Raw genomic sequence first — 16,015 nt, 5'->3', positions numbered from 1 at the left:
GCGTTGTACGAAGGACCGGTACAGGACCTCATCGACGAGCTGGGCAAGCTTCCGGGCGTCGGCCCGAAGAGTGCCCAGCGCATCGCGTTCCATCTGCTCTCGGTCGAGCCGCCCGAGATCGACCGCCTGCAGGCGGCGCTGCAGCGGATCCGCGACGGCGTGCAGTTCTGCGAGGTCTGCGGAACGGTCTCCGACCAGCGGCGTTGCCGCATCTGCTCCGATCCTCGCCGCGACCGCACGGTGATCTGCGTGGTCGAGGAACCGAAGGACGTGCAGGCGATCGAACGCACCCGGGAGTTCCGGGGGCGCTATCACGTCCTCGGTGGTGCGCTCGACCCGCTCAATGGCGTCGGCCCCGACCAGCTGCACATCCGCGAACTGCTCACCCGTATCGGCAACCAGGAGGACGGCGTCGACGTCTCCGAGGTGATCATCGCGACCGACCCCAATACGGAGGGCGAGGCGACGGCCACCTATCTGGTGCGTATGCTGCGCGACTTCCCGGGGCTGAGCGTCACCCGCCTCGCGTCGGGTCTGCCGATGGGCGGCGATCTCGAGTTCGCCGACGAGCTGACGCTCGGACGAGCGTTGTCGGGGAGGCGGGCGATGTGACCGTGCGCAGCACGGAGGCATCGCACCGGGGTGAGCCCGAGAAGCGTCGCCGGACTTCCGACGAGACCCGGAAGCTGATCATCGAGGCTGCGGGGAAGGCGTTTGCGACGCGCCCCTACCGCGACATCACGCTCAAGGACATCGCGGAGGAAGCGGGGGTCAGCGCCCCGCTGATCATCAAGTACTTCGGCTCGAAGGAGCAGTTGTACGAGGAGCTCGTCGACTTCCAGTACGGCGCGCAGGTGCTGTTCGACGGGCCGCTCGAGAGCCTGGGGGAGCGGATGGTCGCGATGCTCGCCCGCCCGCTCGAACCCTACAAGCCATTGTCGATGAACATCCTGTTCATGAGCGGGGGCAGCGAGGAGAGCAACCGCATGCTCCGCGACAACTACTCCGCGCAGATGGTCGACGCGCTCGCCGCGCGGCTGCCGGGGCCGGATGCCCGGCTCCGGGCCGAGCTGGCGATGTCGGCGGTGATGGGGTTGGCGATCATGCGGCGCCGCATGATGCAGGAGCGCGCGACCGGCACGGTCGAGGAAGTCGTGGCCATGTACGCGCCGCTGGTCCAGCGGTTGCTCGACGGAGACGGTTCTTAGCGGCACGAATGACCTTGGTCACTACTCTTGAGGGTAAATAGCCGTTCACCTAATGTGGTGAACGGCTATTTACCTGTTTGGCGAGAGGGGGTGTCGATGTCGATCTCGCTCCCCCTGCGCCTGCACGTGGCGGGTAGGTCCGCCTCCGCGCCGACGCGCTCGGCGTCCGGAACGACGAAGGCGAGCGGACCGGCGGAGAAGAAGACGCGCAACCTGCGGCATCTCGTCTTCCCGGTTCTCGCGGTCGGTGCCGTCTTCCAGGCCATCATGCAGACCGTCATGGTGCCGCTCCTGCCGAGCATGCCGGGCTTCACCGGCGCCGGAACCACCGCCGTCTCGTGGCTGGTGACGAGCACCCTGCTGGTCGGTGCGGTGATGACGCCCATCTTCGGCCGTCTCGCCGACATGATCGGCAAGAAGCGGATGCTCCTCATCGCGTTCTCGCTTATGACCCTCGGCTCGTTGATCTGCGCGCTGACCTCGGACATCGGACTGCTCATCGTCGCCCGTGGCCTGCAGGGCGCCGGCGCGGCGGTGCTGCCGATCGGCATGGCGATCCTTCGCGAGGTCCTGCCCCGTGAGCACGTGGAGCGCTCGATCGCGATGCTCAGTTCCACCCTCGGCATCGGCACCGCGGTCGGTATCCCGTTCGCGGCCGCCATCGTCCAGTTCGCCGACTGGCACCTGCTCTTCTGGACCACCGCCGCCATCGGCGCCGGTGTCGCCCTCGCGGCGTGGATCGTCATCCCGGAATCGGACACCCGCACCGGCGGTCGCTTCGACGCCGTGGGCGCCGCCGGCCTGTCCGCCGCCCTGGTGTGCCTGCTCGTGCCCATCACCCAGGGCAGCACGTGGGGCTGGACGAGCCCCGCGGTGCTGCTCTCGTTCGCCGCGTCGGTGCTGCTGTTCGTGCTCTGGGGAGTGCAGCAGCTGCGCAACCGCAACCCGCTCGTCGACCTGCGTGTCTCGGCCCGCCGTTCCGTCCTCGCGCCGCACCTGTCGGCACTGCTCGTCGGGTTCGCCTTCTACGGCAACACCCTCATCACCACGCAGCTGCTGCAGGCGCCGTCCGGGCACGGAGCCGGATACGACCTGACCATCCTCCAGGCCGCGGCCTGCCAGCTCGCCGCGAGCTTCGCGATGATGATCTTCGCGATCGTGGCCTCCCGGATCACCGAACGTTTCGGACCCAAGATCACGATCATGACCGGAGCGGTCTTCCTGCTCGCCGGCTACAGCGTCCACGCGGTGCCCGGCAAGCCGCTGTGGCTCGTCGTCGCCGCCATCTTCGTCGCGGCGATCGGCACGTCGCTCGTGTACTGCACGCTGCCGGTGCTCCTCCTCGGCGCGGTGCCGCTGTCGCAGAACGCCGCGGCGAACGGCGTCAACGTCCTGCTCCGCACCGTGGGCAGCACCGTCTGCAGCGCGGTCGTCGCCTCGGTGCTCGCGGCCCACACCCTCGGGGGCGGGCTCGGCATCGGCACCGCGGGCTTCGTGATCGCCTACCTCGTGTGCGCCGGTTGCGCCGTGGTCGTCTTCGTCTCGGGCTTCGCACTCCCGTCGAAGCAGGCCCTGCGGCCCGTCGAGAACTGACCCCGGCCCGCTCCTCCCGGACAGTTACGGCCCTGCACCCCGGTGGTGAAACCGGAATGCGGGGCCGCCCCTCCTGTCCCCCAGGTCTGTCGGTGCGTCAGTGTTCGACGCCCAGATCGTTCGGACGGTAACCGAGGGGGTAACCCGGATACGTCCGGTTGGTGGCGTTGCCCGCCGACAGCGACACGCGTCGCTTCGGCAGTCGCCGCACGAACGCCGACCGTGCCCGCAGCGCGCCCTCGACGATCTCCGTCACCTGCGGTGAGCTCTTCGGGAAACCGAACGCCGACGCCATGCGGTCGTCGATCAGCGCGAAAACGACCTTCTCGATGCCCTTGTTCAGCACCTTCGGGTACCACGACTGGAACAGGCGCAGCGTGTAGGTGCCGATGGCGTGGTTGTCGTCGCTGTAGGTGAACTTCTCGCGCTCGTATTCGAGCTTGAACCGGTGGAACTCCTGGAACGACTCCGGGATGTCCTTGATGCCCATCCGGATGCCCACCTGGCGGTAGAAGTAGAACGACGCCAGCCGCTCCTTCGGGTGCAGGCGACGCCACCCGTAGCGGTCGATCCAGTCGAGCGGGTCGTACACGAAGGTCGACAGGACGTACAGCATGTCGTCGTTGTCGATCGAGTACTGGCCGTGCATCCGGTTGATGTTGCGCAGCGACTCGCGTCCCCGCTCGGCGTCGTAGCCGTGCTCGACCAGCTCGGCCATCAGCAGCGCCGTGTCGTCGTACCGCTTCTGCGGCCGCTTCTCGAACTCGCCGGTGCGGGCGAGCAACTCCGAGATGCTGGGCACGCAGTACGTGCGGAAGAGGGCGAACTCGAGCGACCGCTGGTAGTCCCACGGGAACTCGTAACCGGCGGTGATCCGCACGATGTCCTGGTGCTGCGTGACCGGGTCGAGCTCCTCGATCACCTCGACCCAGCCCATCCGCCCACGCTTCGGGTGCGGGTCCCTGTTCGGGGGTGGGAACGTACCGGCCTTCTCGATGCGTGCCTCGGGCTTCGCGACGACGGCGGCCTTTCGGCTGCGAGTGCGCGGGGGAGTGGTCGTCATCGGCTCACCTTCCGTGCATGAACTGGAGCATCGCTCGCGAGATTTTCAGATCGCGCTCCGGACGCTCGAGGCTCATGAGTTTGAGCGGCGAGCTGAACTTCGCCACCGTGACCGACTTGGGACGGCTGAACTCGCGCAGGCCGTCGGCGCCGTGGATGCGGCCGAAGCCGGACTCGCCGATGCCGCCGAAGGGCAACGAGGCGATGGCGGCGAAGCCGAGCACCGAGTTGACCGACACCATGCCGTTGCGCAGGCGCTCGGCGAGCTGACGGCCCTTCTTCTTGTTGCGCGTGAAGATCGACGCACCGAGACCGTAGTTCGTGCCGTTCGCGCGTTCGACGGCCTCGTCGAGGTCGCGAACCTTGTTGACGACGACCGTCGGGCCGAAGGTCTCCTCGCACACCGCGGCCGAGGTCTCGGGCACGTCGGTGAGGATGACGGGCTCGACGATGCGCTCCTGCACCGAATCGAGTCCGCCGAGGACGGCCTTGCCACCGGACTTCAGGGCGTCCTCGATGTGACTGCGCACGATGTCGACCTGGCGCGGAAGCGTCATAGGGCCGTAGGTGGAGTCCTCATCGCCGCCCGGCTTCGCGCGCCGGACGGTGGCAGTGAGCTTGTCGAGGAACTCGCGGTAGACAGGCTCCTCGACGTAGATGCGCTCGACGCCCGCGCAGGTCTGGCCGGCGTTGCCGAAGGCGCCGAAGGCGGCGAACTCGACGGCCTCGTCGATGTTCGCGTCGGCCGCGACGATCATCGCGTCCTTGCCGCCGCATTCGGCGACGAGCGGGGTGAGCGACTCGGCGCACACCGCCATGACCTTGCGGGCGGTGGGGCCGGAGCCGGTGAAGGCGACCTTGTCGACACCCGAACGCACGAGCGCCGAACCCGTCTCACCGAGACCGGTGATGACCTGGAAGACCGGCTGGGTGGGGGCGATCGAGTTCCACTTGTCCTCGAGCCACTTCGCAACACCGGGGGTGAGCTCGCTCGGCTTGAAGACGACGGCGTTGCCGGCCGCCAGCGAGTAGGCGATCGAACCCATCGGGGTGTACACGGGGTAGTTCCAGGGGCCGATCACGCCGATGACACCGAGGGGCTTGTACTCGAGGGTTGCGGCCTGGTTGAAGCTCGCGACGCCCGAGGGCACCTTGCGGGGCCTGAGCACCTTCTTGGCGTTCTTGGCCGCCCAGTCGAGGTGCTCGACCGCCAGCATGACTTCGAGGAAGGCGTCGCCGAAGGGCTTACCGGTCTCCTTCGCCACCACCGATGCGAGCGAGGTCGCGTCGGATGCGATGGCCTTCTTGAACTCGAGGAGCCAGTCGCGGCGGCCGCGGAAGCCCTGCGCCTCCCACCAGCGCGCGGCGACGCGGGCGCGCTCGACGGCCGCGCCCACGGCGGCCGCGTCGGCGACCGGATACTCGGCGATCACCTCGCCGTTCCGGGGATCGAGGCTGGCGAAGGTGTCGGTGCTTGCTGCCGTGGATGCCTTGTCCGAGCTGCTCTTCGCGTTCTTCGGACTGGTGAGGTTCTGGGTCATGTTCGACACTTCCTGGTGAACCACATCACATATATTTGATGTGATAGCTGTAGTGGACATCACATTAGGCGTTCGCGGGACAATTGGACAACCCCCGTGCGCAGTTGTCCGGATTCCTACAGGAGACACGATGGCGGCACCGACACGTAGCCCCGGGACAGCGGCGGATCACGCTGCGGCATCCCAACGTTCGGAGGGGGCCGTACGGCGCCGTCCGCAGCTTTCCGACGAGGTGGCCGGTCATCTCCGCGGCTCGATCATGTCCGGCGTGTTGCGTCCGGGCGACTTCATCCGGCTCGACGAGACCGCCGTCGAACTCGGCGTCAGCGTCACCCCGGTCCGGGAGGCGCTGCTGACGCTGCGCGGGGAGGGGATGGTCGAATCCGCCCCGAACCGCGGCTACCGGGTCTCGCCCCTCACGCGCGGCGACATCGACGACATCTTCTGGCTGCAGGGGCAGATCGCCGTCGAGCTCGCGCTCCGAGCGGTCGACCGTGCCACGCCGGCCGACCTCGAGTGTCTGTCCGAACTCAGCGAGAGGCTGCGCAGGCTCGTTGTTGCCCCGGAGGGAGTGACACCCGACATCGAGCGGATCGCCGACGCGGAGTTCGACTTCCATCGCGAGCTCAACCGCATCGCCGACAGCCCCAAGCTCGCGTGGTTCCTCAACACCGCCGCGCGCACGATTCCGTACCGCCTCTACGCGCGCGACGCCGAGTGGGGAATGCTCGCCATCCGATCGCACACGAAGCTGATCGAGGCGATCGCCGCGCAGGACCACAGCGAGGTGATCACGCAGACGCTGGTGCAGTTCGAGGACGCGGCCGCGCGTCTGGTCGCCCACCGCGAGCGAGCGGGTGTCGATTCGCCTCCCGGATAGGCACTTGCATATCTGAGTGCGGGTGTGCGCAATTTGTATGACAGTGCTGCACCAGTGCTTTCACCATCAGGAGACCTCCGGTGACGATCCACGCCGAAGAGCGCGTCCCCACCGTCACCACCGACGAACCGGTGGCGACCCCCGCTCCGCTTCCGGCGGGCTCGGTCGAACTGGCCGACTTCGTCGGAGAGTCGATGCTCCTGCTCGGCGCCGGCGCGACGGTCCTCCTGCAGCTGGCATCGCGCGGTGTCGGGCACGGCGTCGCCGATCACAGCACCACCCTGCAGCGGCCGCTCGACCGGTTGCGCACCACGATGACCTACGTCTACGCGGTCACGCTCGGTACTCCCGAGGAGAAGAAGCAGATCGTCCGGATGGTCAACAAGGCGCACGTCCCGGTGCGCTCGGAGACCTACAACGCCTTCGATCCCGAACTCCAGTTGTGGGTCGCCGCAACGCTGTACCGTAACGGTGTCGACATGTACCGGCGGATGTTCGGGCCTGTCACCGATGCCGACATCGAACGCATCTACCGCCAGTCCGCGGTCTACGGCACGGCCCTGCAGGTCGAGGACGATATGTGGCCGAAGACGCGGGAGGAGTTCGACAGGTACTGGGACGAGATGATCGCGACCTTCGAGGTCGACCGGAAGGTGCGTTCGTTCACCCGCGATCTCCTCACCGGCGGTGACGCCCCGCTTCCCGTTCGCGCCCTCGTGCCGCTGCAGCGCTTCATGACGATCGGTCTTCTCCCGCAACGCATGCGCGACGAATTCGCGCTGCCGTGGAGCCCGCGCGACCAGCGGCGCTTCGACCTGTTCTGGAAGGTGGTCCCGCCGATCTACCGCGCGGTGCCCAGGCCGATCCGACAGCTGTCGGCCACCTACTACCTCAACGACATGCGCCGCCGAATGAAGGCGCACGGACACGTCATCTGAGCTCTCCGCCGAGAACGCCGAGTGGCCGGACGCGCGTCCGGCCACGGTGCGTTTCCCATCCGACGATCACACGGCGGTATCGCGTTCGAGACCGAACCAGTAGTGCTCGCCGTCGTCGAACACCAGCGAGCCCTTGCCGTTCATCACCCCGACGACGGTGTCGTCGTCGACCTTCTTGAAGTGGTCGAAGACCGGCATGCCGTCGTAGACCATCGTCGCCGTCACCTCACCGCGGAAGACGATCTCCCACAGGCTCGCTTCGCCGCGTCCGGTCTTCGTGTCGGAGAACAACTCGCCGTCCTCGCCGTAGCACACGAGCGGCTGGACCTCGGACACCGACGCGAACGTCTTTCCGTACCACCGCGACCTGCCGAGCAGTGTGTGGGTGCGGTGCCCGGTGTCGAAACTGTAACCCTTCCACCGGTATCCGACGAGATCGTCGAGGCGTGCCGGAGCGAGATGCTCCCAGAGGGCATCGAGTTCGCGAGGATCGATCCGGTCGGTGCGGGCGCGCAGTTCCTCGAGTCGCTGGACGACGTTCATGTGTTCCCCTGGATGTCGAAGGTGAGTACGGCTCTGATGATCTCGCCGGAGGCGACAGCGGCGAGAGCGTCGTCGAGTTTCGTGAAATCGAAGGTCTGCACGAGTTCGTCGACGGGAAAGTGCCCGTCGCGCCACGGCGCGGCCAGCTCGTGAAGGAGACACCGGGGCTGGTCAGCGACGACAGTGCCTGCCGGATCACGGATTGGGCGCCCACGGACTCCACCGCATCGTCGGCACCACCGCCGGTGAGGCGACGCAGATGGCGTCCGAGGTCGTCGTGATCGTCGGGGGAGAGGACCTCGGTGGCCCCGAGCGATCGCGCGAGCTCGTGCCGTCGTGGATCGGGGGCGACGCCGATGATGTTCTCGCACAAGGAAATCCGTGCTGTCATCACCGCGGCCGTGCCGACGGCGCCGAGATCGAAGACGACGATCGTCGAACCTTGTTCCGTGACGACTCCGGCACCCTCGTGTCCCGGTACGACGGGCCTCGGGACGGGAACGCCTCCCGTGGCGGCGGTGAGGTCGGTGTGGCAGATCCCGACCCCGTGGATCTGTACGAGCACTTCGTCGTCGCGCAGTTCGGGCACGGTCACGGTCTCGAGCCTCAGCGGTGCACCGTACTCGCGGAGTACCGCTGCGGCCCTGGTGCGGGTCATCCCACCGCCTCCGGCGAACCGGTGTCGCCGAGCAGTACCGAGAGCATCAGTTGCTGCACCCTGCGCTGCCGGGAGGGGGTGGGCAGGAAGTGCACGAGGTTGCCGGTGTCGAGCACGAGGTTGAGCGCGGCGTGCACGAGGAAACGGCATTCGACGGCGGGCAGCTCGGGGCGGAGCTCCCCGACCAGACGGGCCCATTCCTCGATGTTGAGCCGCTGGATGTTCCGCAGGTCGCTGCGATGGTGCGCGGGCAGGTTGCCGATCTCGGCGAAGTACACCGACATCAGTTCGCTGTTCTCGAACGACATCCGGACGTACGCCTCGGTGAGGACGTCGAGGGCCTGCGCGGAGGTCGTCGAGTCGGTGAGCGTTTCGCCGATGATCATCGCGACGCGATCACCGGCCCGGTGGAAGGCGGCGGCGAGCAGATCGGCCTTGCTCGCGAAGTGACGGTAGACGCCGGACGCGTTGATACCTGCCGCAGCACCGATCTCCTCGATGCTCACCTCGTGATAGCCCCGGGCGTCGAAGAGCAGCACGGCCTCGTGCAGGAGGACCTCGCGCTTGTTCGCCACGGACAACCCGCCCGGCTCGGGAGTCGGTGCGGGTTCGTCGATGTCGGGCACCAGGTCGGTTGCCGCGACCGCTGTGCACGCGTCGAGCAGCAGCTGCTGCAGGCGCCGGTTGGACAGCGGAACGCGGTGAGTGGTGATGGAGCCGATGACGCTGAGCATCGCGCTGCTGAGCAGCACGTAGTCGTCGTCGGTGAGATCGGGCCGCAGCCGCGCGGCCGTGCGGGCGAGATGGCGGTTGAGTGCCCGCGTCTTCGAGCGGATCTCGCTGTGGTCCTCACCCGTGAGGTAGCGGCGTTCCCAGCGGTACAACCCGCCCGTCCGGCGGTTCTCGATCGTGGTGCGGATGAGCGCGAGGAGTTTGCGTTCGAGCTCCTCGGCGGCGGCGAGTCCGGTGGCGTTCGCTCCGCTCTGCTCGTCGAACTCCGCGAGGGCGGCACCGAGGGCGTCGGCGAGGGTGACCACGGCGTGGTGGAACAGGGCGTACTTGTTCGGGAAGTGCCGGTACAGGGCGGGGCCGGAGATGCCGACGGCAGTGGCGATCTCGTCGATGCTCACGCCGTGGTAGCCGCGTTCGCTGAACGCCTCGGCCGCGACCGTGGCGATCTGTGCTTTGCGGTTCTTCGGCCGGCGCCGCACGGTGGGGGTCGGGGTGCCGGTCTTGGCGGCTGTGCGTGCACCGGCCTGCGCTCGTTCGGGCACCCTGCCTCCTCGTCGTGGATCCTGTTGCCGGCCGCGATGTCGCGGTGAATGTTCGTCGGCCTCAAAGGTAACAGTCGAACCCCCTGCGGAGAAACACTACTTTTGGGTAAGAATGGCCAAAACTGCAGGCAGAACGTATTGACAAACCAGCACCCAGACCGCAAAGTTAGCACCAATTCTTCAGCTGCGTCACCGCTGGGCGCATACGGAACCGTCACGACAGCGGCACTTTTCGAAGGACCGAGGAGGACTCGTGAGAACCCGATTCACCGAGATTTTCGGGGTGGAGCATCCCATCGTCCAGGGAGGCATGATGTGGGTCGGCCGCGCCGAACTCGTGGCCGCCGTGGCGGAGGCGGGAGCGCTCGGCTTCATCACTGCACTGACCCAGCCCACCCCGGAGGATCTCGTCCGCGAGATCGAACGGACACGCGAACTCACCGACAAGCCGTTCGGCGTCAACCTCACGATCCTGCCGTCGATCGATCCGCCGCCGTACGCCGAGTACCGCCAGGCGATCATCGACTCGGGCGTGAAGATCGTCGAGACCGCCGGCTTCAACCCGGCCGACCACCTGCCGCACTTCAAGGACGCCGGCATCAAGGTGATCCACAAGTGCACGAGCGTGCGGCACGCGGTCAAGGCCGAGCGCATCGGCGTGGACGCCGTGAGCATCGACGGCTTCGAGTGCGCCGGGCACCCGGGCGAGGACGACGTTCCGGGCCTGATCCTCATCCCCGCCGCGACGAGCAAGCTCAGCATTCCCGTGATCGCGTCGGGCGGCATCGCCGATTCCCGCGGGCTCGTGGCGGCACTCGCGCTCGGCGCCGACGGTGTCAACATGGGCACCCGCTTCATGTGCACGGTCGAATCGCCCGTGGCCCACGAGGTCAAGGAGCAGATCGTCCGCAACACCGAACTCGACACGAAGCTCATCTTCCGCACGCTGCGCAACACCGCTCGTGTCGCCACCAACGCGGTGAGCGAAGAGGTTGTCGAGATCGAATCGCGCGGAGCCGAATTCGGCGACATCGCCCACCTGGTCGCCGGCGCCCGAGGCCGCAAGGTCTTCGAGGACGGCGAACTCGACGCCGGCATCTGGACGGCCGGGCAGAGCCAGGGGCTCATCCACGACATCCCCACCGTCGGAGAACTGGTCGACCGCATGGTCGCCGAGGCGGAGGCCATCATCACGGGTCGCCTGAACGACATCGCCGGTGCAGATCGGGCGGTGCGCGCATGACCTCGACCACCACCGAGAGCCTGCGGTCCGAACTCGCCGACGGCATCCTGCGACTGACCATCACGCGTCCGCGCCGGATGAACGCGATCGACCTGACCACGATGAAGACGCTGAGCGACGCGGTGAAGGCGGCCGGCGACGACGAACGCGTCCGTACGATCGTCGCCACCGGTGAGGGATCGGCGTTCTGCACGGGCGCGGACCTGGCTGCGGGAGCGGCGGATCCGCAGGACCCCGGTGTCGTCATGGACACCGCCAACGAACTGGTCCGGGCGATCGCATCCGTCCCGGTGCCCGTCGTCGCGGCGGTCAACGGTCCCGCGGCGGGCGTCGGTGTCTCGATCGCCCTCGCGGCCGATCTCACCTACGCGGCCGAGAGCGCGTACTTCCTGCTCGCCTTCGTCAACATCGGACTGATGCCCGACGGCGGCGCGAGCCTGCTGGTTCCGGCCGCGATCGGGCGGGCCCGGGCCGCCGAGATGGCACTGCTCGGCGAGCGGGTGTCCGCGCAGGACGCCGACCGGTTCGGGTTGGTCGCCCGCACCCTGCCCGACGCCGAACTCGCCGCGCACGTCGACGCCGTCGCCTCGCGGACCGCATCCGGTCCGCGACGTGCCCTGGAACTGACGAAGCGGGCCCTCAACGCCTCGACGCTCGGCGAGCTCGACGCGGCGCTCGCGCGGGAGAAGGACGGTCAGGTCGAGCTCCTCGGCTCAGCCGACTTCGCGGAGGGTGCCATGGCGATGCTGGACAAGCGTCCCGCTCGCTTCGCCTGACGGGACGATCCTTCCCGGCATGGTTCTAGGAGGATCGACAAGGAACTTTCCGGACGGGAGCAGGAACCGACGTGCTCGTCGAACACCCGCTCCCGTCCGGTGAAACCAACGCTCGACCAGTGTTTTCTGCCTCTTTCACCCGTTCTCGCTGGGCGACGACGCCTGGAGCGAGGCGGTCCGCATTCGTGGAATCTCCATTAACAAAAGCTCTGGCCCAAACCGTTCCGAGTCTGTAATGTGCCTCACACATCGACGGCTCGGAACAGGCCGTGCCCGCACTCCCGCCACGTCACGAGAGGATCATCGATGGTTCCCCCCTCTGTCGTTTCCGAAGCGGTCGGCTCCGACGCCACCCGCTTCCGTAGCAACAACTGGAACAATCAGGTGGCGCGCCACGCCCTGATGATTCCCCATCGCACGGCCTTCCGATTCCGCGGCGAGACCATCACCTGGTCGCAGCTGGACACGCGTGTCGAGAAGCTCGCCGATGCACTCTCGCGTCGCGGCATCGGCTTCGGCGACCGCATCATCATCCTCATGCTCAACCGTCCGGAGTACGTCGAGATCGTGCTCGCGGCCAACGCCCTCGGTGCCATCGCCGTGCCGGTGAACTTCCGCCTCACCGCACCCGAGGTCGCCTTCCTCGTGGGCGATTCCGGCGCCACGGCGATCGTCGCGGAGGGGCCGCTCGTCCCGCTCGCCGCCGCCGCGCGTGGCCAGGCGGAGGGCATCGAACTGTCCATCACGGTCGGAGTCGAGCCGGAAGGCGACTCGCTCTCCTACGAGGCACTCGTCGCCGAAGAGGGCAAACCCCACCCCCCGGTGGAGATCCCGAACGACACGCCCGCGCTCATCATGTACACCTCGGGCACGACGGGCCGGCCCAAGGGCGCCGTGCTCACCCACTCCAATCTCGAAGCGCAGTCGCTCACCTGCATCCGGGCCTTCCGTCTGTTCGACGAATCGGGCATCGGTTTCTGCGCGTCGCCGATGTTCCACATCGCGGCCCTCGGCTCGATCGCGCCGAGCCTGATGCTCGGCACGCCCACCGTCATCCACCCGGTCGGCGCCTTCGACCCGGAGGAACTGCTCGACGTGCTCGAGGCCGAGAACGTCACCAGCCTGTTTCTCGTGCCGGTGCAGTGGCAGGCGATGTGCGCCGCGCAGCAGGCCGAGCCGCGGAAGTTGAAGCTGCGCAACATCTCCTGGGGTGCGGCGCCGAGCTCCGACACGATCCTGCGGGCCATGGCGGAGACCTTCCCCGATGCCTTCAACGTGGCGGTCTTCGGCCAGACCGAGATGTCGCCCATCACCTGCGTGCTCGACGGCGACGACGCCATCCGCAAACTCGGCTCCGTGGGCCGGGTCATCCCCACAATCCAGGCGCGTGTGGTCGACGACGAGATGAACGACGTCGCTCCCGGTGAGGTCGGCGAGATCGTCTACCGCGGTCCCACCATGATGCGCGAGTACTGGAACAACCCCACCGCTACCAGCGAGGCATTCAACGGCGGATGGTTCCATTCCGGCGACCTCGTGCGCGTCGACGAGGAGGGCTTCGTCTACGTCGTCGACCGCAAGAAGGACATGATCATCTCGGGTGGCGAGAACATCTACTGTGCCGAGGTGGAGAACGTCCTGTTCGGGCACCCCAAGGTGCTCGAGGCCGCGGTCATCGGTCGCCCCGACGCGAAGTGGGGCGAGGTGCCCGTCGCCGTCGTCGCGCTGAAGCCCGGCAGCGACGACCTCACCCTCGACGAGCTCCAGCCGTACCTGGACGAGCACCTCGCACGGTACAAGCACCCCAAGGAGGTCGTGATCGTCGACGCCCTGCCGCGCAACGCGAGCGGCAAGGTCGTCAAGGGTGAACTCCGCGGCGGTCTCCCCGCCGTCGCCCAGGGCTGATCCCCGGCTCACTCCTCGTACGAACGAACGGGGACCGGACCACTGCGGTCCGTGTCCTCGTTCGTCGTCGTGCCGGAGGGACGCACCGACGCGACCCGCTTCGTCATCACGTTGAAGAGGGTCGACGACCGGTGGTTGCTCGACGGGGCCGACGCGCGGTGGCGCGGGCCGGCTTCCGTCGTAGCGGAACGTCGGGCACCACCGAATTCGTCAGGCCTCGGTGAGCGTCTTCGACGCGGTGTCGTCCGGGCTCGTATCGGCCCTGCGCGGGACGGTGAAGGTCGCAGCGACACAGGCGATTGCGACCGCAAAGCATGCGACTGTGTACCACAGGCTACCGATCGGGTCGCCTGCCTCGGTGACCCCGTCGACGGCGGAGAACCAGTCGGGCAGAGCGCCGATCCACAGCACGGTCATCACGACGAGATAGGCGACGGCGTACCAGCGGACGAGGTCGTTCGAATAGGGCCGATCCGTGGATGTACTCCGCAGCCGGGACCACTGGCGTGAGAGCACGTAGATCGCCACGATCGACAGGATCACAAGTTCGGCCGCGTAGATCGTTGCCCGAACCGTCGTGCTGCCCATGCCGATGACGGTCGCCGGCGCAGGGAGGATCACCACACCCACGGACGCGAGTAGTCCGACGGTGGCCGTGCGCCAGGTCAGTTCGAGCCCGCCGAAGGTGCGACCGGCGTCGATGTGCCGGCCGACGAAGAACTGCGCGCAGAATGCGAGCGACATCGGCCACAGGGCAGCGAAGACCACGACGCTCGGGAGCGGAACGGAGTCGAAGAAGGGCTGGTTGATCGGGTTGTCGAGCGACCACTCCCACCACCGCAGCTGCGGTCCGAGGTGATCGAAGATCTCGTAGAAGGCGTGGTGGACGAAGCCCACGCAGACGGCGCCGACGACGGTGCCGTACTGCCGGAACACCCCGAGCATCCGAACGATGTCGAACGCGATCGTCGCCATCATCGGGTAGATCGCGATGATGTACAGCGGCAGGCGTCCCCACATGAACTCGACGGTGAACACGTTGTGCGCGAACATCGTGTCGAGGTAGTCCTCCACGCCGAAGGCGTCGGGGAAGTACAGCAGCGGTTCGATGATGAACAGGAACGCGAGGGTGCCGAGCCAGACGACGAGGTTCGTGGCGTCACCGGTGCGCCGCAACCGGACGATCGCGTACACGAGCATCAGCACCGCCCCGAGCACGATGGTCAGCTCGAGGACGGGCAGCGTCCAGTTCTCCAGCGCGAACGGACTGCGCAGTTCGAAGATCCCCCCGGCTTCGTCGCACGAGAATCCGAGGCGGGTCGAGAGGTCCTCGAAGGTGGGCGAGCACAGGTCCGACATCAGTTGTTCCTCCCGCCCACGGTTTCCGCCGTGTACCAGTGCGAGACGTCGTAGCCTTCGTCGAATCGACGGAACCACACGTCGGCGAGGGCCGGCAGCTTCTCGTGGTCGGGATTGTGCTTGGGCATCTGGCTGCGGATGATGCCCACCAGCGCGACGAGCTGTTCGCCGAGCGGCAGGACGTCGAAGGCGCGCGGCATCGGGCCGTGATCCTGGTACTGGAGGAACGGCAACCGGCGCCGCAGGTTCTGCTTACGGCGGTGCGACGCGAACATCGACATCGTGTCGATCTTCCGTTCCTCCAGCGGCACATGCTTGTTGAAGCCCTCGCACGCGATGGCGATGACGTCGAGCACGTGCTTGAACACCGAGGGGGCCTGCCGCATGCGGTACAGATCGCTGCCGACCACCGCGTCGAAGATGATGAGCGCCGAACTGCGGTGTTCGACCTCCTCGACGAAATGCCAGATGAACAACGACGCGACCCGGTCGTCGCCGGGACGGAAGAGCGCCGCGTCGTTGTCGAGCATGAGCTTGAAGACCGGAGTGAAGGTCGCCTCGAGATCGGCGGTGTACGCGAGTCGGTATTCGGCGGAGGTCTCGGCGGTGAGCTTGTCGAAGGCGCCGATGACGTCGTCGAGCGTCTCCTGTAGTCCCGGATAGCTCTTGATCAGACCCTTCACGTGCTGCCGGTGGGCGGTGGAGTGCTGCCCCTCCTGGTACATGAAGGCGTTGGCCTCTTCGAGGACCTCGGGATCGGTGATGCGCGGGGTGATCTCGCGGATCATGTTCACGATCATCTTCTCGAAACCGATCGCGAGGAACGAGACGGCGTTGGCCATGCTCGAGAAGGCCGGGTTCTCCTCGTTCCACAGGAACGGCACGTCGTAATCCGCGAATGCGAAGCGCATCTTGCGGACCTGCAGGTTCGTCATGGGGCGGTACCTCGTCTCGTCGACACCGGGCTGGTTGTGGACCTGGTTGGGACACGGTCGGTAGGACCTCGGAAGAGCCGGGAGGCCCCGATCGGCGTGA

Annotated in this window: 14 protein-coding genes and 1 pseudogene; 8 read left to right on the top strand and 7 right to left on the bottom strand. The window is 67.2% G+C overall.

The annotated features are described in order from the left end of the window. The first annotated feature begins 3 nt into the window (after positions 1–3). The 3 genes from recR to NVV99_RS20190 all read left to right on the top strand — a co-directional run bounded on the left by recR (position 4) and on the right by NVV99_RS20190 (position 2,801). Entirely contained in the window at positions 4–612 is a 609-nt protein-coding gene (recR, locus tag NVV99_RS20200) for a recombination mediator RecR (RefSeq protein WP_019290261.1), read from the top strand. Continuing rightward, the gene (locus NVV99_RS20195; RefSeq protein ID WP_024102779.1) at positions 609–1,208 is read left to right on the top strand and encodes a TetR family transcriptional regulator; all 600 of its coding nucleotides are present in this window, start codon (positions 609–611) and stop codon (positions 1,206–1,208) included. The genes recR and NVV99_RS20195 overlap by 4 nt, the downstream gene beginning before the upstream one ends. Positions 1,209–1,304: 96 nt before the next feature. Next, positions 1,305–2,801 carry an MFS transporter gene (locus tag NVV99_RS20190; protein WP_232238015.1) on the top strand — a complete coding sequence of 499 codons (1,497 nt, stop codon included), beginning with the start codon at positions 1,305–1,307 and terminating at the stop codon, positions 2,799–2,801. A 97-nt stretch (positions 2,802–2,898) separates the two neighbouring features. Here NVV99_RS20190 and NVV99_RS20185 read toward each other — a convergent pair whose 3' ends face one another. Both NVV99_RS20185 and NVV99_RS20180 read right to left on the bottom strand, forming a co-directional pair. After that, positions 2,899–3,864 carry an oxygenase MpaB family protein gene (locus NVV99_RS20185; RefSeq protein WP_024102781.1) on the bottom strand — a complete coding sequence of 322 codons (966 nt, stop codon included), beginning with the start codon at positions 3,862–3,864 and terminating at the stop codon, positions 2,899–2,901. A 4-nt stretch (positions 3,865–3,868) separates the two neighbouring features. After that, positions 3,869–5,404: an aldehyde dehydrogenase family protein gene (locus tag NVV99_RS20180; RefSeq protein WP_024102782.1), complete on the bottom strand. Its 1,536-nt coding sequence runs from the start codon at positions 5,402–5,404 to the stop codon at positions 3,869–3,871. Positions 5,405–5,534: 130 nt separating this feature from the next. On the opposite strand from NVV99_RS20180, the gene NVV99_RS20175 reads away from it, so the two are divergent. After that, complete coding sequence (locus NVV99_RS20175) at positions 5,535–6,284, top strand: GntR family transcriptional regulator (protein ID WP_197539106.1); 750 nt, start codon at positions 5,535–5,537, stop codon at positions 6,282–6,284. 80 nt (positions 6,285–6,364) lie between these two features. Continuing rightward, a complete protein-coding gene (locus NVV99_RS20170) occupies positions 6,365–7,222 on the top strand; it encodes an oxygenase MpaB family protein (RefSeq protein WP_041803536.1) in 858 nt (285 codons plus the stop codon). 66 nt (positions 7,223–7,288) lie between these two features. Here the strand turns inward: NVV99_RS20170 and NVV99_RS20165 are convergent, their stop codons facing one another. From NVV99_RS20165 to NVV99_RS20155, 3 genes and pseudogenes are all read right to left on the bottom strand, one after another. Continuing rightward, positions 7,289–7,765 carry a DUF4334 domain-containing protein gene (locus NVV99_RS20165; RefSeq protein ID WP_006552464.1) on the bottom strand — a complete coding sequence of 159 codons (477 nt, stop codon included), beginning with the start codon at positions 7,763–7,765 and terminating at the stop codon, positions 7,289–7,291. 217 nt (positions 7,766–7,982) lie between these two features. Then, a pseudogene (locus tag NVV99_RS20160) lies at positions 7,983–8,423 on the bottom strand (alcohol dehydrogenase catalytic domain-containing protein); the annotation flags it as partial. Next, on the bottom strand, positions 8,420–9,697 hold the full coding sequence (locus tag NVV99_RS20155) for a TetR/AcrR family transcriptional regulator (protein ID WP_024102786.1): 1,278 nt from the start codon (positions 9,695–9,697) through the stop codon (positions 8,420–8,422). The pseudogene NVV99_RS20160 and the gene NVV99_RS20155, both read right to left, overlap by 4 nt. 253 nt (positions 9,698–9,950) lie before the next feature. Between NVV99_RS20155 and NVV99_RS20150 the strand changes: the two genes are divergently transcribed. The 3 genes from NVV99_RS20150 (at position 9,951) to fadD5 (ending at position 13,621) form a co-directional block, all read left to right on the top strand. After that, positions 9,951–10,940, top strand: coding sequence for a nitronate monooxygenase family protein (locus NVV99_RS20150; RefSeq protein ID WP_006552461.1), 990 nt, complete (start codon positions 9,951–9,953; stop codon positions 10,938–10,940). Beyond that, the gene (locus NVV99_RS20145) at positions 10,937–11,716 is read left to right on the top strand and encodes an enoyl-CoA hydratase (protein WP_260783003.1); all 780 of its coding nucleotides are present in this window, start codon (positions 10,937–10,939) and stop codon (positions 11,714–11,716) included. The genes NVV99_RS20150 and NVV99_RS20145 overlap by 4 nt, the downstream gene beginning before the upstream one ends. Positions 11,717–12,022: 306 nt before the next feature. Beyond that, positions 12,023–13,621: a fatty-acid--CoA ligase FadD5 gene (gene fadD5 / locus NVV99_RS20140; RefSeq protein ID WP_024102788.1), complete on the top strand. Its 1,599-nt coding sequence runs from the start codon at positions 12,023–12,025 to the stop codon at positions 13,619–13,621. 210 nt (positions 13,622–13,831) lie between these two features. Here fadD5 and NVV99_RS20135 read toward each other — a convergent pair whose 3' ends face one another. Both NVV99_RS20135 and NVV99_RS20130 read right to left on the bottom strand, forming a co-directional pair. Further along, positions 13,832–14,980, bottom strand: a complete 1,149-nt coding sequence (locus NVV99_RS20135) for a hypothetical protein (RefSeq protein ID WP_024102790.1) — start codon at positions 14,978–14,980, stop codon at positions 13,832–13,834. Further along, positions 14,980–15,915 carry a metal-dependent hydrolase gene (locus tag NVV99_RS20130; protein WP_024102791.1) on the bottom strand — a complete coding sequence of 312 codons (936 nt, stop codon included), beginning with the start codon at positions 15,913–15,915 and terminating at the stop codon, positions 14,980–14,982. Before NVV99_RS20130 ends, NVV99_RS20135 begins: the two co-directional genes overlap by 1 nt. Positions 15,916–16,015: the final 100 nt, after the last annotated feature.

It is taken from the genome of Rhodococcus sp. PAE-6, assembly GCF_025290685.1.
Taxonomy (GTDB): domain Bacteria; phylum Actinomycetota; class Actinomycetes; order Mycobacteriales; family Mycobacteriaceae; genus Rhodococcus; species Rhodococcus pyridinivorans.
The sequence above is the reverse complement of the archived record's forward strand: the minus strand, read 5'-3'. Positions and strand labels throughout refer to the sequence as shown.